The organism is Nonomuraea sp. CX421 (assembly GCF_059358955.1).
The window spans coordinates 128,307-148,181 of record NZ_JCADBK010000018.1; the positions used below are offsets into that span (position 1 = coordinate 128,307).

General features: G+C 71.9%; 19 protein-coding genes. 8 read left to right on the forward strand and 11 right to left on the reverse strand.

Going from position 1 to position 19,875, the window contains the following annotated elements; genetic code table 11:
- Positions 1–46: 46 nt before the first annotated feature.
- On the reverse strand, positions 47–1,021 hold the full coding sequence (locus AC5L3X_RS27890) for an alpha/beta hydrolase fold domain-containing protein (protein WP_494860801.1): 975 nt from the start codon (positions 1,019–1,021) through the stop codon (positions 47–49).
- A gap of 157 nt (positions 1,022–1,178) precedes the next feature.
- Positions 1,179–1,652 (reverse strand): hypothetical protein, encoded by a 474-nt coding sequence (locus AC5L3X_RS27895; protein WP_494860803.1) that lies wholly within the window; start codon positions 1,650–1,652, stop codon positions 1,179–1,181.
- 127 nt (positions 1,653–1,779) lie between these two features.
- On the opposite strand from AC5L3X_RS27895, the gene AC5L3X_RS27900 reads away from it, so the two are divergent.
- Together AC5L3X_RS27900 and AC5L3X_RS27905 are read left to right on the forward strand one after the other, a co-directional pair.
- Entirely contained in the window at positions 1,780–2,319 is a 540-nt protein-coding gene (locus tag AC5L3X_RS27900) for an MFS transporter (protein WP_494860805.1), read from the forward strand.
- A gap of 47 nt (positions 2,320–2,366) precedes the next feature.
- Positions 2,367–3,074 (forward strand): YcnI family copper-binding membrane protein, encoded by a 708-nt coding sequence (locus tag AC5L3X_RS27905; RefSeq protein ID WP_494860807.1) that lies wholly within the window; start codon positions 2,367–2,369, stop codon positions 3,072–3,074.
- Between the two features lie 52 nt (positions 3,075–3,126).
- Here AC5L3X_RS27905 and AC5L3X_RS27910 read toward each other — a convergent pair whose 3' ends face one another.
- The 4 genes from AC5L3X_RS27910 to AC5L3X_RS27925 all read right to left on the reverse strand — a co-directional run bounded on the left by AC5L3X_RS27910 (position 3,127) and on the right by AC5L3X_RS27925 (position 6,483).
- The gene (locus AC5L3X_RS27910) at positions 3,127–3,321 is read right to left on the reverse strand and encodes a CsbD family protein (RefSeq protein WP_494860809.1); all 195 of its coding nucleotides are present in this window, start codon (positions 3,319–3,321) and stop codon (positions 3,127–3,129) included.
- Between the two features lie 87 nt (positions 3,322–3,408).
- Positions 3,409–4,344 (reverse strand): ABC transporter permease, encoded by a 936-nt coding sequence (locus AC5L3X_RS27915; protein WP_494860811.1) that lies wholly within the window; start codon positions 4,342–4,344, stop codon positions 3,409–3,411.
- Positions 4,331–5,296: an ABC transporter ATP-binding protein gene (locus AC5L3X_RS27920; protein WP_494860813.1), complete on the reverse strand. Its 966-nt coding sequence runs from the start codon at positions 5,294–5,296 to the stop codon at positions 4,331–4,333. Before AC5L3X_RS27920 ends, AC5L3X_RS27915 begins: the two co-directional genes overlap by 14 nt.
- Before the next feature lie 5 nt (positions 5,297–5,301).
- The gene (locus AC5L3X_RS27925; RefSeq protein ID WP_494860815.1) at positions 5,302–6,483 is read right to left on the reverse strand and encodes a LolA family protein; all 1,182 of its coding nucleotides are present in this window, start codon (positions 6,481–6,483) and stop codon (positions 5,302–5,304) included.
- A 128-nt stretch (positions 6,484–6,611) separates the two neighbouring features.
- Between AC5L3X_RS27925 and AC5L3X_RS27930 the strand changes: the two genes are divergently transcribed.
- Entirely contained in the window at positions 6,612–7,286 is a 675-nt protein-coding gene (locus AC5L3X_RS27930) for a response regulator transcription factor (protein ID WP_189125443.1), read from the forward strand.
- Positions 7,279–8,625: a sensor histidine kinase gene (locus tag AC5L3X_RS27935; protein ID WP_494860817.1), complete on the forward strand. Its 1,347-nt coding sequence runs from the start codon at positions 7,279–7,281 to the stop codon at positions 8,623–8,625. Before AC5L3X_RS27930 ends, AC5L3X_RS27935 begins: the two co-directional genes overlap by 8 nt.
- 6 nt (positions 8,626–8,631) lie before the next feature.
- Here AC5L3X_RS27935 and folP read toward each other — a convergent pair whose 3' ends face one another.
- On the reverse strand, positions 8,632–9,462 hold the full coding sequence (gene folP, locus AC5L3X_RS27940) for a dihydropteroate synthase (RefSeq protein ID WP_494860819.1): 831 nt from the start codon (positions 9,460–9,462) through the stop codon (positions 8,632–8,634).
- A gap of 136 nt (positions 9,463–9,598) precedes the next feature.
- Positions 9,599–10,468, reverse strand: a complete 870-nt coding sequence (locus AC5L3X_RS27945; RefSeq protein ID WP_494860820.1) for a LysR family transcriptional regulator — start codon at positions 10,466–10,468, stop codon at positions 9,599–9,601.
- Positions 10,469–10,996: 528 nt separating this feature from the next.
- On the opposite strand from AC5L3X_RS27945, the gene AC5L3X_RS27950 reads away from it, so the two are divergent.
- Both AC5L3X_RS27950 and AC5L3X_RS27955 read left to right on the forward strand, forming a co-directional pair.
- Positions 10,997–12,022 (forward strand): neutral zinc metallopeptidase, encoded by a 1,026-nt coding sequence (locus AC5L3X_RS27950; RefSeq protein WP_494860821.1) that lies wholly within the window; start codon positions 10,997–10,999, stop codon positions 12,020–12,022.
- 132 nt (positions 12,023–12,154) lie between these two features.
- Positions 12,155–13,879: an LCP family protein gene (locus AC5L3X_RS27955; RefSeq protein WP_494860822.1), complete on the forward strand. Its 1,725-nt coding sequence runs from the start codon at positions 12,155–12,157 to the stop codon at positions 13,877–13,879.
- A 79-nt stretch (positions 13,880–13,958) separates the two neighbouring features.
- Here AC5L3X_RS27955 and AC5L3X_RS27960 read toward each other — a convergent pair whose 3' ends face one another.
- A complete protein-coding gene (locus AC5L3X_RS27960) occupies positions 13,959–15,995 on the reverse strand; it encodes a spermine/spermidine synthase domain-containing protein (protein ID WP_494860824.1) in 2,037 nt (678 codons plus the stop codon).
- 183 nt (positions 15,996–16,178) lie between these two features.
- Between AC5L3X_RS27960 and AC5L3X_RS27965 the strand changes: the two genes are divergently transcribed.
- Positions 16,179–17,537 (forward strand): S8 family peptidase, encoded by a 1,359-nt coding sequence (locus AC5L3X_RS27965; protein ID WP_494860825.1) that lies wholly within the window; start codon positions 16,179–16,181, stop codon positions 17,535–17,537.
- 6 nt (positions 17,538–17,543) lie between these two features.
- Here the strand turns inward: AC5L3X_RS27965 and AC5L3X_RS27970 are convergent, their stop codons facing one another.
- Complete coding sequence (locus tag AC5L3X_RS27970; RefSeq protein ID WP_189125437.1) at positions 17,544–18,314, reverse strand: ABC transporter permease; 771 nt, start codon at positions 18,312–18,314, stop codon at positions 17,544–17,546.
- The gene (locus tag AC5L3X_RS27975) at positions 18,311–19,057 is read right to left on the reverse strand and encodes an ABC transporter ATP-binding protein (protein WP_494860826.1); all 747 of its coding nucleotides are present in this window, start codon (positions 19,055–19,057) and stop codon (positions 18,311–18,313) included. Before AC5L3X_RS27975 ends, AC5L3X_RS27970 begins: the two co-directional genes overlap by 4 nt.
- A gap of 61 nt (positions 19,058–19,118) precedes the next feature.
- Between AC5L3X_RS27975 and AC5L3X_RS27980 the strand changes: the two genes are divergently transcribed.
- A complete protein-coding gene (locus AC5L3X_RS27980) occupies positions 19,119–19,775 on the forward strand; it encodes a TetR/AcrR family transcriptional regulator (RefSeq protein WP_494860828.1) in 657 nt (218 codons plus the stop codon).
- The last annotated feature ends 100 nt before the right edge of the window (positions 19,776–19,875 follow it).

Here is a 19,875-nt window from a genome sequence, read left to right on the forward strand (position 1 = left end):
TATACCTAACCTACCGCGCGTTCCGGAGTCGCCGTGCGATCTCCGGTCAGGCGGCCGCCGTCTCCCCCCGGGACGAGCCGTCGGCCACCGCGGTGAGGAAGTCGGACATGTGGCGGAAGGAGTGGCGGGCCTCCGGCAGCACGTCCGCCAGGATGGGGAAGACGTGCGGCATCCGCGGCCACTCCTCGTACGTCACCGGCACGCCCGCCTGCCGGGCCCGCAACGCCGCCCGCCGCGCCTCGTCGCGGAGCACCTCCGTCGACCCGGTCACGATCATCAGCGGCGGCAGCCCCGTGAAGTCGCCCAGCACCGGCGACACCAGCGGGTCGTGCGGGTCCAGGCCCGAGGTCCAGCGGCGCGCCAGCCAGCGCACCCGGCTGGCCGGCAGCATCGGGTCCTGCCAGCGGTTGGCCCGGCGTGGGATGTCGGTCAGGTCGGTCCAGGGCGACAGGCAGATGGCCGCCGAGGGCAGCGGCACGCCGCGGTCGCGCAGCGCCAGCAGCGCGGCCAGCGTGAGGTGGCCGCCGGCGGAGTCGCCCGCCAGGATGATGTCCCGCGCGGCGTGCCCGCGCTCCAGCAGGCACGTGTACGCGTCCAGCGCGTCGCTCAGCGAGTCGGCCAGCTTGTGGATCGGGCCCTGGCGGTAGTCGAGTGCGAGCACGGGCCGGCCGGCCACCGCCGACAGACGCCAGGTGATGGACCGGTGCGTCTTCGGCGAGCAGAAGAAGTAGCCGCCGCCGTGGAAGTAGAGCAGCACCTTCGACTCGTCCAGCTCCTGCCCGGCACGGACCCACTCGCCGCCGCACGCTCCGGAGCTGTGCGGCAGGATGCCGACGTGCTCGGGTGCCGAGTGGGGCACCATCAGCACGAGGTCACCCAGGCGGGAGGCGCAGTCGAGGGCCAGCGTGTGGCGCATGAGCAGGCTGGAGACCGGCTTCAGCGTGCCGCGCATCAGACCGGTGAGCGCGCGCGCCTGCCAGCTGAGGGGGTAGTCCGGAGTGACGTCCCTGTCGATGTGCATGCTCGGTCCTCCGAGGAATCCTTTCCCCGCGGAACGCTGCTCTACTCACAAGTATGTATCTCATCGCTTACCCGGATGTTTCGGGCACGTATCGCGTGCCGGTTCCGGGTTGTCATCTCGTTGCGCGAGGTGGGCCGGGCGCGGACGGCACGAGGGATCAGTAGTAGCCGCCCTGCGGGCTCTCCTCGTAGTCGTCGTCGAGGTCCTCGTGCCGCCGCGCCCACCGGGAGGGCATCAGCACGGGGATGAACAGGGCCACTCCGAGCAGCGCGAACGTGCCCGTGGAGAGCAGCGTCTTCGCGCCGGATCCGGCCTCCCTGACCAGTTGGTTCACCGACGGCTGGTCGGGGACGAGGGACAGGGCGCGGGTCATGTCGAGGGCGTACACGACCGTCCACGCCAGCAGCGCCATCGCGGGCAGGAACGTGGCCAGCGGCGAGACACGGCCCGCCACCACCAGGCCCACCACCAGGCCGACCGCGGCCATCGCGCCGAGCGCGATCCACAGCTTCTGCCCGCCGGCGGGGGCGGCCTGCGCGTTGCCCAGCGCCTGCTGGACGGCCCATCCCCCGCCTCCCACCACGGCCGCCGTGACCACGATCCCGATGAGCAGACCAGCGAAATGCCGCAACGTTCTCACCCCAAGTCGACGTATCGGCTCGACCTTAGCGACAAAAGCCGTAAATCAACCAGGTATTGGGCAGCTTGCCGGTAGCCGTCCCATCGAGGGGGTGCGCGTGAGAGCATGTGGCACACTCATGCGCGCCGAACTTCCCCTGAGGCTCGCGCGGACGGCCGTCTTCGCCGCCGTCTGCGTGACGCTCGCCGCGCTGGCTCACGCGGTGAGCGGCGGCTCCACGCCCGCTCCGTGGGTCGCGGCGCTCGGTCTCGGCGCGGTGTTCGCGCCGGCCCTGGCACTGGGCGGCCGGGAGCGCTCGACCGCCACGATCAACGTCGCGCTGGTCTGCGCGCAACTGGGGCTGCACGAGTTGTTCGGCGGCGGCGACGGCACCGGCTACGTCGCGGCCCACCTCCACGGCCGGGGCTTCGGCAACGACGTCGGCATGCTGCTGGCCCACCTGACGGCCACCGCCCTCACCGGCTGGTGGCTGGCACGCGGCGAGGCCGCGCTGTGGGCGACGCTGCGCCGCCTGGTCCGCCCTCTCGTCCTGCTGTGGCCGCCGCCCCTCCCCCTCGCGCGTCCGGCCGCCCCCGTCGTCGTGCGGGCCCGCGACGTCCCGCCCGATCCGGCGCTGCGGCACTCCGTCGCCAGGCGTGGTCCTCCACTTCCCGCCTGATCGCCGCCCCCCCGTTACTTCCTCGACCAGTCAAGTGGAGATTCGCCATGTCCTTCGTTCGCCGTGCCGCGACGGTGCTCGCCGCCGCCACCGCCGTCACCGTCGGCCTCTCGCTGCCCGCCCTCGCCCACGTCACCATCAACCCCGGCACCGCCGAGCAGGGCGGGTTCACCAAGGTCGCCTTCCGGGTGCCCAACGAGCGCGACGACGCCTCGACCGTGAAGATCGAGGTCTCCTTCCCCGTCGAGCACCCGCTGGCGTTCGTCTCGGTCAAGCCGGTGCCGGGGTGGAGCGTCAAGGTCACCGAGAGCAAGCTGCCCTCGCCGGTCAAGACCGAGTACGGCGAGCTCACCGAATCGGTCAGCAAGGTCGTCTGGGAGGGCGGCAAGATCGGCAAGGGCGAGTTCCAGGAGTTCGAGGTGTCCATGGGCCACCTGCCCGAGGGCGTCGACCAGTTGATCTTCCCGACCAAGCAGACCTACTCCGGCGGCGAGGTCGTCGACTGGTCCGAGGCGCCCAAGGCCAACGGCACCGAGGCCGAGCATCCCGCTCCGCTGCTGAAGCTCACGCCCGCCGCCAAGGAGGGGGCCACGGCGCCCGTCTCGGCCACGGGCGCGACTCCCCAGGTGACGCGGGTGGCCACGGTCACGGCCGCCTCCGACGGCACCGCCCGGGTGCTGGGCGGCGCGGGGCTCGCGCTCGGCGTGATCGGCCTCGTGGTGGCCGCCCTGGCGCTGCGCCGGCGCCCCGCATGACAGACGGACGGCGGGCGCCCGGCCGGGGCGCCCGCCGTCCGCGGTGCCTGCCTCACTTCTTGAACGTGTCCTTGATCTTTTTGCCGGCGTCCTTGACCTTCTCACCCGCCTGCTTGACGCCGCCCTTGGTCCGCTCGGCGCGGCCCTCGGCCTGCAGCCGCTCGTCGTCGGTGAGGTCTCCAACGTTCTCCTTGGCCCGGCCCTTGAGCTCCTCGGCCTTGTGGGAGAACTTGTCGTCGGTTCCCATGTGGGTGCCTCTCTCTTGTGGTTGCGTTGGCCACGACCCCCCTATCCGCACAGGTCAGGAGGAAACGTCCGTCATCGCCAGCCCCCGTCAGGACGTGATGTCCTTGCCGGAGAAACGCGCCCAGGCCACGGATCCGGACAGCACGATGTAGGCGCCGAAGGTGAGCAGCCCCTCCGTCATGGCGCCGGTGTCGATCGGGCTGCGCAGCGCCCCGTCGAAACCCGTCCAGCGCGCCGGCAGCAGATAGTCGGCCAGGCCGTCGAACTGCGGGATGGCGCGCAGCACCTGCGAGACGATGACGATCACCATGGTGCCCGCGACCGCCCCGATGGACACCTCGGTGAACGTCGACAGCGCCAGCGCGACCGCGGCCAGCGCGGCCATCCCGGCGCCGACGTAACCGACGCTGATCAGGATCCGCAGCAGCCCCTCGGCCACCGGCACGGTGGTGCCCGACAGCAGCGTCACCGGCCCGACCGGGAACATGATCAGCCCCGTCACCAGCGCGGACAGCGCCACCACGGCCGTCACGGCGAAGGAGAAGACCACCGCGTTGAGGTACTTGACCGCCAGTAGCCGGGTGCGCCCGGCGGGCGCCGCCAGCAGGTAACGCAGGGTCCCGGTGCCCGCCTCGCCGGCGATCGCGTCGCCCGCGACCATGGCGACCGCGACCGGCATCAGCAGCACGACGAGGAAGGACAGCGAGGCGAACGTCAGCATGAGGCTGTTGCCCGCGACCGACGTCACGATCCCGCCCAACTCCGCGTCGGCCGCGACGAGCCGCAGCGCCACCCCCATCACGACGGGCACGCCGGCCAGCACCCCGAGCATCACCAGGTTGCGCGGGCGGCGGAAGGTCAGGCCCAGCTCGGAGCCGAGCAGCCGCCAGAACGCCGAGGAGGAGCGCCGCGGCGGCACCGCGCCCGCCGGCGGCTCGGGCGGCCGGCGCTCGGTGGCGCGCGAGGTCTCGGGCACCGGCACGAGCCCCGGTGTCGTGCGCGTCCGCGTCTCAGCCGTCGACATCGAATCCCTCTCCCGTCAGTCCGACGAACACGTCCTCCAGGCTCGGCCGTACGACCGAGAGCCCTCGTACGGCGACGCCCTCGCCGACCAGCGCGGCGTTGACCCGCTCGGGCGCGTGGCCGCCGAGCTCGGCCGTGACCTCCGCGTCCGTGGCGCGCACGTCGGCCAGGCCGAGCGCGGCGAGCACCCGCGCGGCGCCGGCCGGGTCGGGCGTCTCGATCCTGACGCGGCTGACCTGGCCACCGCTGAGCGAGGCGATCGTTCCCTGCGCGACCAGCCGGCCGGTGCTCATGATCGCGGCGTGCGTGCACATCTGCTCCACCTCGGCCAGCAGGTGCGAGGAGACGAAGACGGTGGTGCCGTCGGCGGCGATCTCCTTGACCAGCGCGCGCACCTCGCGGGTGCCCTGCGGGTCGAGCCCGTTGGTCGGCTCGTCGAGGACGAGCAGCTCACGCGGCCCGAGCAGGGCCGCGGCGATGGCCAGGCGCTGGCGCATGCCGAGCGAGTAGTTGCGGTAGCGCTTGCCCGCCGCGGCGGCGAGCCCGACCCGGTCGAGCGCCTCGCCGACACGCCGCCTGACGGTGGCGCCGGAGGCGGTGGGGTCGGCGGCGTCGAAGCGGCGCAGGTTGGCCTCGCCCGACAGGTAGGGGTAGAAGGCGGGGCCCTCGACCAGCGCCCCCACCCTCGGCAGCGCGCCGGCCAGCGGCAGGCCGAGCAGGGTGTGCTCCCCGGCGGTGGGCGCGACGAGGCCGAGCAGCATCCGGATGGTCGTGGTCTTGCCCGAGCCGTTGGGCCCGAGGAAGCCGTAGACCGATCCGCGCGGCACGTCCAGGTCGAGGGAGTCGACCGCGACCTGGCCGCCGCGGAAGCGCTTGGTCAGGCCGCGCGTGACGATGGCGGCCCCGGCGGAGGGCGGGGCCGCCCCGAAGGGCGCCCCCGCTTCGCGCGTCATGACGGTCACCTGGTGCCCGCCACCCGGACGATCTCCTCCGGAGTGACCGCGCCGGCCAGCAGGCGGCCGTCGTCGGTCAGCAGGACCGTGACCAGCTTGGTGGTGATCAGCTTGCCCGAGCCCCACGTGCCGCTCACCGGGGTGGCGGACTTGAGCACGTTGTCCAGGAGCGCCTTGGCCTCCGCCGGGTCGCCCTGGCCGCCGGACGCCTCGGCCGGCAGCGAGCCGAGGTCCGGCATCGGGGCCACCACCACGCCGCTCCAGCCCTCGCCGACGACCTTCAGGTCCTTGGCGGCCTTGGCGTCCCCGGTGTGCTCGCCCGTGTGCTGGCCGGTGTGCTCGCCCGTGTGCTCGCCGGCCTTGCCGTCGGAGATCACCTCGCCGAGGGTCTGCTCCTCCACCGTGGCGCCGGCGGGCGGGGTGAAGACGAAGTTCTCCTCGGCGGGCGGGGTGAACGTCACCTGGGTGAAGCCCACCTCGAAGGCCGGCTCGGCCGAGCCCTTGGCGTACACCTGCACCCGCAGCGGGACGTAGGTCTCGCCGTCGAGCGCCAGGCGCACCTCCTGCACCAGCGAGGCCTCGGCCTTCGGCCGCAGCACCAGCTGGTAGGCGGGACGGCCGGCCACCTCGGCGGTGTTGGTGACGCCGATCGCGGTGTGCTCCCCGGCCTTGGCCAGCACCTTCGCCGCCGCGGCCTGCGGGGTCAGATCGGACGGCGTGGGCGCGGGCGTGGCCGGTTCGTGCGTCCAGCCAGCGCCCGTCTTGACCTTGATCTTGGTGGCGGTATTGCCGTCGCTGTCCCAGTACCAGGCCTCGTCGCCGTTGACGATGAGGTTGGTCTCGTTCATGTGGGTCGGCATCGCCACCCTGAGCCTGTCCTGCGCGCCGTACCAGACCTTCACCTCGTGCGAGCCCGACAGCAGGGCGAGCGGGGACTCGCCGCCCATCTGGGGCAGGGCGGGCAGGCCGAGTGACGCGGTCTGCCGGACGGTGCCGGACATCGGCAGCGGACCTCCGGTTCTCTCGACGGCGGCCACGGCGTCGGCGAGCAGTTGCTGTGCCGAACGCTCGGGCAGCGCCGGATCGCCGCTGACCGCGGCGACGACGGGGCCCGCGCCGAGCGCGGCTCCGATCACGGCGGCGGCGGCGATCGGGACCCCCCACCTCACGAACGTGCCTTTACGCATCTCACTCCTTAACGGTATGTCGATGACCAGAGCTTGCGTGATGCATGCTTAGGCGAACCTGAGACAGCCTGAGACCCCTCTCAGCCTTCTCAGCGTCGTCTCAGGGCGGGAGCGGGAGGATCGGGGCCATGAGAGTGCTTGTCGTCGAGGACGAGAGACGGATGGCCGCCGCGTTGCAGCGAGGGTTGCGGGCCGAGGGCTTCTCCGTCGACCTCGCCCACGACGGCGAGCAGGGGCTGCACGAGGCCAGGCACGGCGACTACGACGTGGTGGTGCTCGACATCATGCTGCCCCGGCTGTCCGGCTACAACGTGTGCAAGCAGTTGCGCGCCGAGGAGAACTGGGTGCCGATCCTGATGCTGTCGGCGAAGGACGGCGAGTACGACATGGCCGACGGGCTCGACCTGGGCGCCGACGACTACCTGACCAAGCCGTTCTCCTATGTGGTGCTGGTGGCCAGGCTGCGCGCGCTGCTGCGGCGCGACTCCGGGCGGCGGCCGGCGGTGCTGGCGGCGGGCGACCTGTCGCTCGACCCGGCCCGGCGCAGGGTGCTGCGCGGCGAGAGCCCGATCGAGCTGACGCCCCGGGAGTTCGCGCTGCTCGAATACCTGCTGCGCAGGCGTGAGGAGGTCGTGTCGAAGACCGACATCCTGGAGCACGTCTGGGACACCTTCGACACCGATCCCAACGTGGTCGAGGTGTACGTCGGCTACCTACGGCGCAAGATCGACGTCCCGTTCGGCCGCAACTCCCTGCAGACCGTGCGCGGCGCGGGCTACCGGCTGGCCGGCGACGGTGGCTGACTCCCCCTATGCCTGGTGGCGGCGGCAGGGGCTGAGGTTCAGGCTGACCGTGGTGGCCGCCACGGTGCTCGCCCTGGCCCTGGCCGTGTCGGCGTCGGTGCTGCTCACCGTGCTCGACCGGACCCTGATCGACACGGTCGACGACTCGACCCGGGCGCAGGCGCAGACCGTCCGGGTGCAGGCCGACTCGGACACGCTGACCACCCCGATCACCACCCACGACGGCACGATCGTGCAGGTGATCGACGCCGCGGGCCGCATCACGCACGTCACCTACGGCGCCGACCGGCTGGTGCCCCTGCTCGCCGCCCACGACAGGGAACGGGCGCTGCACGAGGGCAGCGCGACGTTCGTCGACGGCCGGCCCTACGCGATCCCGGGGCCACTGCGGGTGGTGGTGCTCCGCGCCGACCGCGGGCAGACGGTGATCGCGGCCCGGCCGGTGGGCGAGATCCAGACCAGTCTCGGTACGGCCGCCAGGGTGCTGTTGGTGGGCACGCCGCTGCTGATCGTGCTGCTGGCCGCGGCCAGCTGGCTGATCATCGGCCGGACGCTGCGCCCGATCACCGCGCTGCGCCGGGGCGCGGCGGAGATCACGCACACGGCCAGGTCGCGCCGGCTGCCGGTGCCCGAGTCGCGCGACGAGGTGCACTGGCTGGCGACCACGCTCAACGGCATGCTGGCCCGGCTGGAGGAGGCCGAGCAGCGCCAGCGCGCGCTGGTCTCCGACGCCGCCCACGAGCTGCGCAGCCCGCTGGCCAGCATCCGGCTCCAGCTGGAGGTGGCGCTCGGCCATCCGGAGGGGCAGGACTGGCCGGAGACCGCCGAGGGCGTGCTGGAGGACGCCATGCGGCTGTCGCGGCTGGCCGAGGACCTGCTCGCGCTGGCCCGCCTCGACGAGCGCGGCGGCGTGCCCGCCAGGAACGAGCCGGTCCAGCTCGACGAGGTGGTCCGGCAGATCGCCGAGCGCCACGGCGAGGTCAGGCTGACCGTGTGCGACCCGGTGCTGGTCCGCGGTGACACGCTCGACCTGAGCAGGGTGCTGACCAACCTGGTGGACAACGCCGTGCGGCACACCTCGTCCAAGGTGGAGGTGGCGCTGACCGCCGACGGGGTGCTGACCGTGATCGACGACGGGCCGGGCATCCCGGAGGAGGACCGGGAGCGGGTGTTCAACCGGTTCACCCGGCTCGACTCGGGGCGCAGCCGCGACGAGGGCGGCGCCGGGCTGGGTCTCGCGATCGTCCAGGAGACCGTGCGCGCGCACGGCGGCGTGGTGAGCCTGGAGGACGCCGGGCCGGGGCTGCGCGCCGTGGTGCGGCTGCCCGTGGCCGGGTGACCCCGCTCAGCTGAGGCGGGCCAGCTCGGCGAGCGCCGTCGTGGCCGAGGCCGCGTCGTGCACGCGGAAGACCCGCGCGCCGAGCAGGGCGGAGATCGCCAGGGTGGCGATCGTGCCCGCGTGCCGCCGCTCGACCGGCAGCCCGCCCAGCGTCTCGCCGACGAAGTCCTTGTTGGACACGGCGACCAGCACCGGCCAGCCCGTGGCGGTCATCTCGCCAAGCCGGCGGCTGACCTCCAGCGAGTGGAAGGTGTTCTTGCCGAAGTCGTGCGCCGGGTCGATGAGGATCGACTCGCGCGGCACCCCGGCGGCGACGGCCCGCTCGGCCAGGGCCGTGGTGTAGGAGACGACGTCGGCCACCACGTCGTCGTAGGCGATGCGGTGTGGGCGGGTGCGGGGACGGACCCGCCCGGCGTGCGCACAGACCAGCCCGATGCCGTGCCTGGCGGCCACTCCGGCCAGGCCGGGATCGACGCCGCCCCAGGTGTCGTTGAGCAGGTCGGCGCCGGCCCTGGCGACCACCTCGCCGACCTCGGCCCGCCAGGTGTCGACGCTGACGAGCAGCCGGGGATGCCGCTCGCGGACGGCCTCGACCAGGTCGGCGACCCGGCGGATCTCCTCGCGGGCGTCGACCTCGTCGCCGGGACCGGCCTTGACACCGCCGATGTCGATGATGTCGGCGCCGCCCTCGACCGCCCGGTCCACCGCCTCGATCGCGGCGTCGAAGCCGTAGGTGCGGCCCTTGTCGAAGAAGGAGTCGGGCGTGCGGTTGACCACGGCCATCACGGCGTGCTCCCCCGGGCCGAACTCCCGGCCGCGCAGGCGCAGAGTGCTCATCATCGGCGAGCGTACCGCGCCGCCCGCGACGGGGTACGGCAGGGCGGGCGCGCGCCGATGGCGGGCTCCGTGCGGGGAAGGGATCACGCGGCCCCGCGTGGCGGGGCGTGAGAAGGGAGCGGGCCCGGCCGAGCGGTCAGGCGGCGGTGCCCTTCTCGGCCGTGGACAGGAAGTCCTGGGCGATCAGCGGCAGGCGGCGGCGAGCGTGCACCACGGCGATGACGCGCCGCACGGCCGGATCGAGCGAGCGCACCACGAGGCCCGCCCTGCTGGCCTGCTCGGCCATGCCCCGATACCACAGCAGGGACGCCTGGCCGCTGCGCGCGGCCTTGAGCCAGCCGTTGCGTTCGTCGGTCTCGAGCACGACCACGGGGTTGACGGCGTACTTGCCGAACATCGCGTCGAGCTCTCTGCGCCGCACGCTGCCGCGCGCGGGCAGGGCCAGCCGCATGCCGTCGAGCCGGCCCATGGGCACGGGACTGGGCAGTTCGAGGCCGGGTGGGGAGATCAGCACGATCTCCTGGCGTTCGAGCGGGTGGGTGACGAGGTCGGTGGGCACCGGCAGATCGGTCAGCCCGAGATCGGCCCGCTGCTCCCTGATCGCGCTGACGACGGCCTCGCGGCCCTCGCAGCGCACGATGTGGACGCGGACCCCGGGATGCTCGGCCGCGTAGGCGGGCAGCAGCCGCCCCGCGAGGCCGGGTTCGAGGCTCGGGGTGGAGGCGATGCGCAGCTCCGCCTCCGCCGATCCGGTGTGGTTGGCCAGGCCCTCGATCTCGTGGACGGCGTCGAGCGCCTCGCGGGCGAGCTTGACCACCCGGCGGCCCTGTGCGGTGACCACGACGCCGCGTCCCGAGCGGGCGAAGAGCGTCATGCCGAGCTCGCGTTCCAGATCCCGGATCGCGCGCGAAAGCGCAGGCTGCGCGATGTAGAGCGACCTGGCCGCGTCAGTCATGGTGCGGTGCTCCGCAGTCGCGACCACGTAGCGGAGCTGCTGGAGGTTCATGCTGAAGAAGCTAGGACAACGCCTGCCGCGCGGTGGGGAACATAGCGGAGATCACCTCGAATGATTTCGGACTGTAACCGAGCGCTGTCACATCCGTGACGGGTGATAAATCAGTATGCTTCTGCCCCAAATTTGACAAAGCTCCGGGGAGCGACCACACAAGTCGCTTAATACGGACGAACGATCACAGGGGGCGACACGGTGACAGGCAACGGGCAGCATCCACCCCTGCCACCAGAGCCCGGACAGCCCCAGCGGCCACGATCGCTCCCGTGGCCTCCTCCGGCGCAGGGGGGAGCGCGGCCCCAGAGTCCGCCTTACCAGCACCCCTACCCGCCCGCGCCGCAGGGGCAGCCGTACCAGCAGCCCTATCCACCACAAGGGCAGCCCTACCAGCAGCCGCATCCGCAGCCGCAGGGCCGGCCGTACCAGCGGCCCTTACCCGGGCACCGGGGGAGGCCCTACCCGCAGCAGCCCCCGCCCCCGCCGCCTCAGGCCTGGCCGCCCTCGCGCCCGCCGGCGCCGCCCATGCACGGGCCCTATGGGCAGTGGCCGCCGCCCCCGCGCAGAAAGCCGGGCATGGGGGCGGCCGGGATTCTCGGGGTCGTGTTCGGCTCGATGGCGGCGCTGTTCGTGCTGATCGTGATCGGCTCGGTGGCGTTCAAGGACTCCTCCCGGTCGGAGACCACCAACCCGGTCGCGATCCCCAGCTACACGCCGTCCGAGCGACCCAGCGAGCGCGACGACGACGGCGCGACCGGCAGGCCGACCCGGCGGCCGACACAGGACACCACGGTCACCCCGCCCAAGCAGGTCACGCTCGACACGAGCCTGAAGAACAACACCCTCTACCGTGCGGGGGCGCTGCCCAGGGTCGGCTGCCGGGCGGGCAACGCGAACATCTTCAACCACGCCCAGCTCAAGGCGCTGATCCTGAAGACGGGCAAGTGCATGGACCGAGCGTGGGGGCCGATCCTGCGGGAGCAGGGCATCGACTTCAGCCCGCCGGGTTACGCGATCGCGCAGGGGCGCGGCCGGGGGGCCTGCGGGGACTACCCGTCGGCGGGGTCCATGGTGCCGTACTACTGCCCCCGCAACAACACGATCTACGCCTCCACCTCGGCCATGTCCAAGGGCAACGGCAACGCCCTCGGCTACGGCCAGATCATCACGTGGAACGGCGGGATCATCAGCATGATGGCCCACGAGTACGGCCACCACGTGCAGAACCTGTCGGGCCTGATGAACTCCTGGTGGTCGCGGACACTGGAGTCGGGCAACAGGAGCGGGAAGCTGGCGCTCAGCAGAAGGCTGGAACTCCAGGCCACCTGTTTCGGCGGCATGTGGATGCGGTCGGTGGCCACGTCCTACCCGATCGGCCCGGCCAACCGCAGCCGCCTGTTCTGGTTCTACAGCCGGCTGGGCGACCAACCCGGTCATCCGCGGGACCACGGCTCCATGGTGAACAACAACCGGTGGTTCAGGCAGGGCTGGCAGAAGAATCAGACGTACCAGTGCAACACCTGGATGGCGCCCTCCTCGACGACGTCCTGACGGTCACACCAGGTTCATCTCAGCTTGGGCACATGTCTTTGATGTCCCTATATGGGGACTAGAATCCTGGCAATCTTGTGCTCAAACGGGGAGCAGAACCAAGTTTTGCCTGGCAGGCGTTAAGGAGCCGGTGTGAGCAAGCGCGAAGGGGCGGGCACCACGCCGGGGGGCCGGAAACGACGCTCCTCACGCCGTCCTCGTGCGGCGTCGGGCGCCGAGTCCGGCCCTCCGGCGCCTCCTCCCGCCGAACCCGGTCCACCAGCCGCACGGCCGCCCGGCCCGCACCCCGGCCCCCAGGCCACCCCTCAGACCGGGGCCCGACCCGGCCCGCAGACCAACCCTCAGGCCAGCCAGCGGACCGCCCCCCAGGCCGGTTCGCGCCCGGGCCGAGCCGGCGCGCCGCCCCGCTTCGCCAAGCCGCTCAACGCCGGATCCATCCTCGGCTGGACAGCCCTGTCCGCCATCGTGCCCGGCGCCGCGCACCTGCGCGCCGGTCACCGGCGCACCGGGCTCGCGCTGCTCGGCGTGTACGCCGCGCTGCTGCTCGCCGCGCTGGCCTTCGCGCTGACCCGCAACGCGGACAACGTCGGCACGCTGGTCAGCAACGGCTCCCTGGTGACCGTCATCACCCTCGCCTCGCTGGGCGCACTGGCCTGGTTCGCCCTGTTGGTGACCTCGTACGTGGCGCTCAACCCCAACCGGCTCAACCAGCAGGGCCAGATCGTCTCGGGCATCGCGGTCGGCATGCTCTGCGTGACCGTGATGGCGCCCTTCGCCCTCACCGCCAACACCGTGCTGACGGCGCGGGACACGCTGCACCAGATCTTCCGCAGCGGATCCACCGATCCCGACGTCGCCCCGGTCAAGAAGGAGGACCCGTGGAACGGCAAGGAGAGGGTGAACTTCCTGCTCGTCGGCGGTGACGCGGCGGGCAACCGCACCGGGGTGCGGACCGACAGCATGAACGTGGCCAGCGTGCACATCGCGACCGGCAACACGGTGCTGTTCAGCCTGCCGCGCAACCTGCAGCACGTGCGTTTCCCGCAGTCCTCTCCGCTGCACAAGCAGTTCCCCAACGGCTTCATGGCCGAACTCCCCAACGGTGGGCTGCTCAACGAGGTCTGGCAGTACGCCAACGATCATCCGGACATCATGGGCGGCCACAACAGGGGCCCGCGGGCCCTGATGGACGCCGTCGGCTTCACGCTCAACCTCAAAATCGACTACTACGTCCTGATGAACATGTACGGCTTCGCGGACCTCGTGGACGCCATCGGCGGCCTGACGATCCGCGTCGAGCAGGACGTCAAGTGGGGCGGCACCTTCGGCACCGCGGGCACGATCAAGGCCGGCACCCGCCGGCTGTCAGGCGAGGAGGCCCTGTGGTACGGCCGCTCCCGGGTCAACAGCGACGACTTCTCGCGCATGGGCCGGCAGCGCTGCGTCATCGGCGCGTTCGCGAAGCAGGCCACCCCTGACAAGATCCTGCTGAACTTCACCAAGATCGCCGGCGCGACGAAGCGCCTGGCGCGGACCAACATCCCGCAGGAGCTCCTGGAGCCGTTGGTGGCCCTGGCCCTCGATGTGAAGAGCGCCCGGATCACCAGCACGCAGTTCGTCCCGCCGGAGTTCTGGCCGGGGTCGGCCGACTGGGTCAAGATCCGCCGCGCCTCGGCGAAGGCCATCGCCGACTCCCTCAGGCCCCGCCGGGCCCGGACGGCCGACGTGACGGCCTCGCCGGGGAGCCCCTCGGCCGCGCCCACGGCGACCCGGACGCGGGTCGCGGTGCCCAGCCAGACCCCGACCCGCAACAGCCAGAAGACCAGCGAGTCCCTGGACGAGCTCTGCGGCCTCTGACCGGTCTGACCCGCCCTGGTCTGACGAAGACCGGTCCGACGAAGACCGGTCAGGCCAGGGCGGGTCAGACAGGGGCGGGTCAGGCCAGGGCCGGCCTTCGGGGCAGCAGGGCGAGGGCGCCCAGGTAGAGGACGGCGGCCACGATCAACAGCCCCTGGTAGCCGATGACCAGGGCGAGGTACTCCAGGCACCCGCCCACCATCGCGCCCAGCAGGTTGGCCCCGAACGAGGTCGTCGCGTCGGCCGTCTCGGCGAAGCGCTTGGCGAACACCACGTTCGCCGCGAAGATCGGCAGGAACGCCACCGTCACGGCGGCCACCGCCCGCAGCGGCAACGGCAGCGACAGCAGCCAGGCGTTGGGCACCAGCCAGGCGAGCAGCAGCCCGCCGAGGAGCACGGCGTACATGACCGGCAGGGGCGGGGTGCGGAAGCGGCGGGTCACCTCGACGGCGGCGAGGACGGCCACGAGCACCCCGGCGAACACGATCGCGTTGACCACCCACGTGGTGCCGAACAGCAGCGCGAACCCGGTCACGCTCTTGGTCTCCAGCAGCATGAAGGCCACGCCGAGCAGGAACAGGTCGGCGTACGGGCGCATCCGCCGGTAGGGGCCGGCCACGACGCGCACGGCCAGCAGGCTGACGGCGAGGATCAGCCCGAGCGTGATGAGGTAGATTGGCGGGATGTCGCCGTCCTTGAGGTAGAGGAAGGGCCGGTCGTCGAGCGCGGGCGGCGGCGTGCCGGCCGTGGCCCCGGCCCAGGGCGCGGCGCAGCGCTGGGCCTCGGGGGTGAAGCCGGCCGTGATGACGGCCTGCTGCCCGGCGGTGCTCACCACGTCGACGCACGGCTTGTGGCCGAAGGCGCTCTGCACGGTGGAGGCGAGCCGGTCGACCAGCCAGGTCTCCCGGTAGTAGTTGTACATGGAGAACGCGCCGCCGGGTTTGAGGTGGGCGCGGGCGGCCCGCATCGCCTCCTCGGTGAACAGGTAGCTCTCCAGCCGCAGCGAGCTGGCCCCCGACACCAGCGTGAGCGAGTCGGGCAGCGCGAACAGGATCAGGTCGTAGCGCCTGGAGGTGCGTTCGAGGAACGCCCGGCCGTCGGTGACGTGCGTGGTCACGCGAGGGTCGTCGTAGGGGTGGTCGGGGTGGGTGGAGCCGCCGAGCTCGCGCAGCTTGGGGTCGATCTCGACGGCGTCGACGTGGCCGGCGCCCTTGGACAGCGCGATCGCGACGTCGGTGCCGCTGCCCGCCCCGACGATGAGCACGTCCTTCGGCGGGCTGGTGACGCGTTCGTACGGCAGGCCGTACTGCCGCTCCCATTCCAGGCGGGCGGCGGCGGGCACGGCCTGCTGGTGCGGGATGCCGTTGACGGCGATGTCGGTCACTGGCACGCCGAGCTGCTCGAACTGCCGGAAGGTCACCTTGTAGTAGGGCGACCACAGGGCACCGGCGGTGAGCGTCTCGGCCAGCAGCAGCCCCACGACGGCGAGCGACGGCACCACCACGAAGCCGAGGTAGGTGACGAGCGGCCGGGGCACGAGCAGCAGCGCGTAGGCGACGGCGGCGATCAGTCCCCAGAAGATGGGCGGCGCGCTCAGGAACGACAGGGCGGTGAACGCGGCGATGCCGGTGAGGCTGCCGATCAGGTCGTAGCGGTAGGCCTCCAGGCGCGGCAGCTCGGGGAAGCAGCGGCCGACCAGCTCGGCCGGGCCCATGAGGACCAGCGCCGCCGCGCAGAAGATCACCGGCAGGATGAGCCAGGCGGGCGGCCCGGTGGTCGCCAGGCTCGTCCAGTAGAGGACGCCCTCGGTGTCGCGGTCGACGGTGACGGGGAACGTCAGGACGACGATCACCAGGCCGAACAGCACCACGGGCGAGTAGTAGGGCTGCCGCTTGGACCTGCCCACGCGCAGGAACCCGAGCCCGATGCCGAGGAACGAGCCGAGCAGCACGAAGTTGGTGAAGTAGCTCAGGTGCACGATGTTGGACCCGGTCCACCGGATCAGCGCCAGCTCGAGGAAGAGCATGAAGGCGCTGGCGAGGATGAGTCTCGGGCGCACCGCCAGCCAGTGGTCTCCGGTGCCGGCTGTGACCGTCTGCTGGGCCTGGAGCGTCATGGGCAATCACCGTAATGAATGGACCGGGAACACGGAAGCCTGACGCTCGGGAACGGCCGACAAGCACTTCTGTCCGGATTAAGGCGTCTGGCCAGGTCACATCCCTAATGAACCGCTGGACGCGCCCGTGCGGATGGAGGAATGTGGGGACGTTCGTTTCCCCCACACGACCGGTGGTGACTCATGCGGGTCCTGATCCAGCTCCGCCCCTCCCCCGACCTGGTCGCGGCCGTCACCGACCCGGCCCGCGCGGTCACCACGGCCGACGTCGCCGACGGCCTGCCCGGGGTCGAGCTCGACGCCGGGTTCGCCCCGGTCGCCGTGCCCCGGCCGATCCCGGCGGCGGGCGGCGACCCGCTCTCCCTCAACCAGCCGCTCGGCTTCTCGCTGGCCGCCGAGGACGCCTCGGTGCTGGTGCGGGGCACGATCTCCGACGACGAGCTCGCCACCCGGGTGACCCTGCTGCAGACGCTGCGCCCCGACGTGGCCGGCGTGTTCGCCGACCCGGTCATCGAGTCCTCGCTGACCTGCGGAGGCGACCCGCCGGTCGGCGACTGGCACGACGTCGAGCGGCTGCTCGATGTCGCCGGCCTGGGCGCCGAGGGGCTCGACGGCTCGGGGGTGGCCGTGGCCGTGCTCGACACCGGCGTCAACACCGCCCACGTCACCCGGCAGCTCGGCAGGAACGTCACGCTCGACGCCCAGCGGAGCTGGTGCCCCACGGGCGTGACCGGCAGGCCGGGCGAGTTCGAGGTCGACCACGGCACGATGTGCGCCTTCGACACGCTCATCGGCGCGCCCCAGGCGGCCGTGCTCGACGTCCCGGTGCTGCTGTCCACCCGGCCCGGCGGCTCGGCGCTCGACGGCCTGCTGTCCGACGCCGTTGCGGCGTTCGCGCACCTCTACACGGTGCTCAACGCGCAGCCCGAGGCGTCCAGGGCGCTGGTGGTCTCCAACTCGTGGGGCTCGTTCTCCCCCGAATGGGACTTTCCGGTCGGCCATCCGGGCAACTACTCCGACAACGCGGCGCACCCGTTCAACCTGATGGTGGCCGCTCTCGACCAGGCGGGCGCGGACGTGCTGTTCGCGGCGGGCAACTGCGGGCGCGAGTGCCGGGACGGCCGGTGCGCCTATCCGGACCGGCCGATCGCCGGGGCCAACTCCCATCCCAAGGCCCTGTCGGTGGGCGGCGTCGACGTCAACGGCGGCCGGGTCGGCTACTCCTCGCAGGGTCCGGGGCGGCTCACCTCGCGCAAGCCCGACCTCTGCGCCTACACGCACTTCTCGGGGTCCAAGGCGTTCGGTGAGGGCGAGGCCGACTCGGGCACGTCGGCGGCGACGCCGGTCGCGGCCGGGCTGGTCGCCGCCGTCCGCACCCGGTGGCCCTCCTCACGGCTGTCACCGTCGCAGCTGCGCTCGCTGCTGCGCCGCACCGCCGACGACCGCAGCGAGGTGGGCTTCGACTACGACTACGGCTACGGGACCATCGACCCGGCCGGGATCATCGCCGCGCTCCGCCGCAGGGCCAAGAGCCTCGGCTGAGACGGGTCAGGCGTTCACCCGGCCGATCACCCGGGTCCCGACGGCCAGGCTGACCACGGCGAAGACCACGGTCACCGCGACGCCGGCGCCGACGGTGCCGGTGAGGTAGCGCCCGGCGAACAACTCGCGCAGCGCCTCGAGCACGTACCTGAACGGGCTGAGGCGCGAGAGCGCGTCGAGCCAGCCGGGCGCCATCGACATCGGCAGGAACGAGCCCGACAGCAGCATGAGCGGCACCACCACGGTCGATATGACCGGCGCGAACAGTTGCTCGTTCATGGTGAGCGCGGCGGCGTAGGACAGCGCCGCCAGGCTCATCCCCAGCACCACCACCAGCGCCAGCCCGGCCAGCAGCCCGGTGGCGGGCGCCCGCAGGCCGAAGGCGAAGCCGGCCGCCAACAGCAGCAGGGTCTGCAGGATCAGCGTCACCGCGTTGTTGAGCACCCGCCCGAGCAACAGGGCCAGGCGACTGGCCGGGGTGACCCGCATCCGCTCCAGCACCCCCGAGCGCTTCTCGAAGACGACCCCGAACCCCGCCATGCCGGAGCTCAGCAGCCCGAGCTGCAGAATCAGCCCGGGCACCAGGGTCTCCCAGGTGCCGAAGGTGGCGAAGATCGGCCCGAACAGCACGAGGAAGAGCAGCGGCTGCGTGGCGCCGAAGACGAGGCCGACCCTCTGCCGCAGGGTGGCGCCCAGGTCGTGGCGGAACAGCAGCCAGGTGTCGCGCAGCACCGGGAACCGCCCGCGCCCGGCCAGGGCCTCCGCCGTGATCGTCATACTCCCGCCTCCTCGCGCAGCGACCGGCCGGTGATGTCGAGGAACACCTCGTCGAGCGTCCGGCCGCCGGTCTTGAGCTCGGCCGGAGCGCCCTCGGCCACGATGCGGCCGTGGTCGATGATCAGCAGCCGGTCGCACAGGGCGTCGGCCTCGTCCAGGTAGTGCGTGGTCAGGAAGACCGTCACGCCGTGCTCGTCGCGCAGGGCGCGGATGTGGTCCCACAGGTTGGCCCGGCTCTGCGGGTCGAGCCCGGTGGTGGGCTCGTCGAGGAAGATCAGGGCGGGCCGGTGCAGCATGCCGAACGCCAGATCGAAGCGGCGGCGCTGCCCGCCGGAGAGCGCGCCGCCGGGCCTGTCCTCCAGTCCGGCGAGGTCGAGTCGCGTCATCACCTCGCGGGTGCGGGCCCGCGCCTCCTCGCGCCGCATGCCGTACAGCATGGCCTGCAGTTCGAGCTCCCTGGCCGGCGGCGCGACCGGGTTGATCCCGCCGCCCTGCGAGACGTAGCCGATGCGCCGGCGCACGCCGCGCGGGTCGGCGAGCAGGTCGTGGCCGGCCACGGTGGCCGTGCCGGACGTGGGCGGGAGCAGCGTCGTCAGCATGCGCATGGTCGTGGTCTTGCCCGCGCCGTTGGGGCCGAGGAAGCCGACGATCTCACCCCGCTCCACGGTCAGGTCCACGCCACCGACGGCCTCGACGCCGCCCTTGAAGGTCTTGCTCAGACCCACTGTCTCAATCAATTTCATCGCCTCCAAAATTAGAGTAGACCAAATTTTAGAGTGACTGCAATATTGATACGATGCAGGCATGGACGAAGGGCTGCGGGAACGCAAGAAGCGCGAGACCCGGCAGCGCATCGCGGACATGGCGATGGGGCTGTTCCTGGCGCGCGGGTTCGACGACGTCACCGTGGCCGAGGTGGCGCGGGCCGCCGACGTCTCGGTCAACACGGTCTTCAACTACTTCGGCACCAAGGAAGACCTCTTCCTCGACCGCCAGAGCGAGGCCGAGGACGTGCCGAGCCGGGTGGTGCGCGAGCGAGAGCCGGGTGAGAGCGTGGTCACGGCCTTCCGGCACGACTTCCTCGAGGCGATCGACCAGGGCGACTGGCGCTACGGGCTCAACGAGGGCGCCGACGCGTTCGCGCGGCTGGTGTTCGAGAGCCCCGCGCTGCTGGCCCGGATGCGCGAGATGGACCACGCCATCAACGGCAACCTGGCCGCCACCATCGCGGAGGAGACCGGCGCCGGGCCCGGCGACCTCACGCCGCAGTTCGTCGCGGGGCAGATCCTGGGCGCCACCCGGCTGCTGGCCCGTCACGCGCTCTGGCGCAGGCAGGCGGGCGACAGCTGGCAGCAGATCAGACCGGAGCTGCGCGAGCAGGCCGAAGCCCTGTTCGACCTGCTGGAGAAGGGGATCGGCGACTACGGCCGGCGGCCGCTAGTCCCAATGCCGGGTAGTTAAGGTCCTGCGAAGTGTGTTGAGGCGGATCGGCGTGAAGGTCCTCACATGAGAACGGAGATCCAGTAGAACGGGTGATCTTCTACCACCGCCCGCACAGAAC

Excerpts from the sequence above, each read along its gene's own strand:
- AC5L3X_RS27960 (WP_494860824.1), bottom strand. The coding sequence starts at position 15,995 with ATGACGCTCCAGGCCCAGCAGACGGTCACAGCCGGCACCGGAGACCAC.
- AC5L3X_RS27970 (WP_189125437.1), bottom strand. The coding sequence starts at position 18,314 with ATGACGATCACGGCGGAGGCCCTGGCCGGGCGCGGGCGGTTCCCGGTG.
- AC5L3X_RS27910 (WP_494860809.1), bottom strand. The coding sequence starts at position 3,321 with ATGGGAACCGACGACAAGTTCTCCCACAAGGCCGAGGAGCTCAAGGGC.
- AC5L3X_RS27975 (WP_494860826.1), bottom strand. The coding sequence starts at position 19,057 with ATGAAATTGATTGAGACAGTGGGTCTGAGCAAGACCTTCAAGGGCGGC.
- folP (WP_494860819.1), bottom strand. The coding sequence starts at position 9,462 with ATGAGCACTCTGCGCCTGCGCGGCCGGGAGTTCGGCCCGGGGGAGCAC.
- AC5L3X_RS27920 (WP_494860813.1), bottom strand. The coding sequence starts at position 5,296 with ATGACGCGCGAAGCGGGGGCGCCCTTCGGGGCGGCCCCGCCCTCCGCC.
- AC5L3X_RS27900 (WP_494860805.1), top strand. The coding sequence starts at position 1,780 with ATGCGCGCCGAACTTCCCCTGAGGCTCGCGCGGACGGCCGTCTTCGCC.
- AC5L3X_RS27945 (WP_494860820.1), bottom strand. The coding sequence starts at position 10,468 with ATGAACCTCCAGCAGCTCCGCTACGTGGTCGCGACTGCGGAGCACCGC.
- AC5L3X_RS27905 (WP_494860807.1), top strand. The coding sequence starts at position 2,367 with ATGTCCTTCGTTCGCCGTGCCGCGACGGTGCTCGCCGCCGCCACCGCC.
- AC5L3X_RS27925 (WP_494860815.1), bottom strand. The coding sequence starts at position 6,483 with ATGCGTAAAGGCACGTTCGTGAGGTGGGGGGTCCCGATCGCCGCCGCC.
- AC5L3X_RS27980 (WP_494860828.1), top strand. The coding sequence starts at position 19,119 with ATGGACGAAGGGCTGCGGGAACGCAAGAAGCGCGAGACCCGGCAGCGC.
- AC5L3X_RS27915 (WP_494860811.1), bottom strand. The coding sequence starts at position 4,344 with ATGTCGACGGCTGAGACGCGGACGCGCACGACACCGGGGCTCGTGCCG.
- AC5L3X_RS27965 (WP_494860825.1), top strand. The coding sequence starts at position 16,179 with ATGCGGGTCCTGATCCAGCTCCGCCCCTCCCCCGACCTGGTCGCGGCC.
- AC5L3X_RS27890 (WP_494860801.1), bottom strand. The coding sequence starts at position 1,021 with ATGCACATCGACAGGGACGTCACTCCGGACTACCCCCTCAGCTGGCAG.
- AC5L3X_RS27950 (WP_494860821.1), top strand. The coding sequence starts at position 10,997 with ATGCACGGGCCCTATGGGCAGTGGCCGCCGCCCCCGCGCAGAAAGCCG.
- AC5L3X_RS27930 (WP_189125443.1), top strand. The coding sequence starts at position 6,612 with ATGAGAGTGCTTGTCGTCGAGGACGAGAGACGGATGGCCGCCGCGTTG.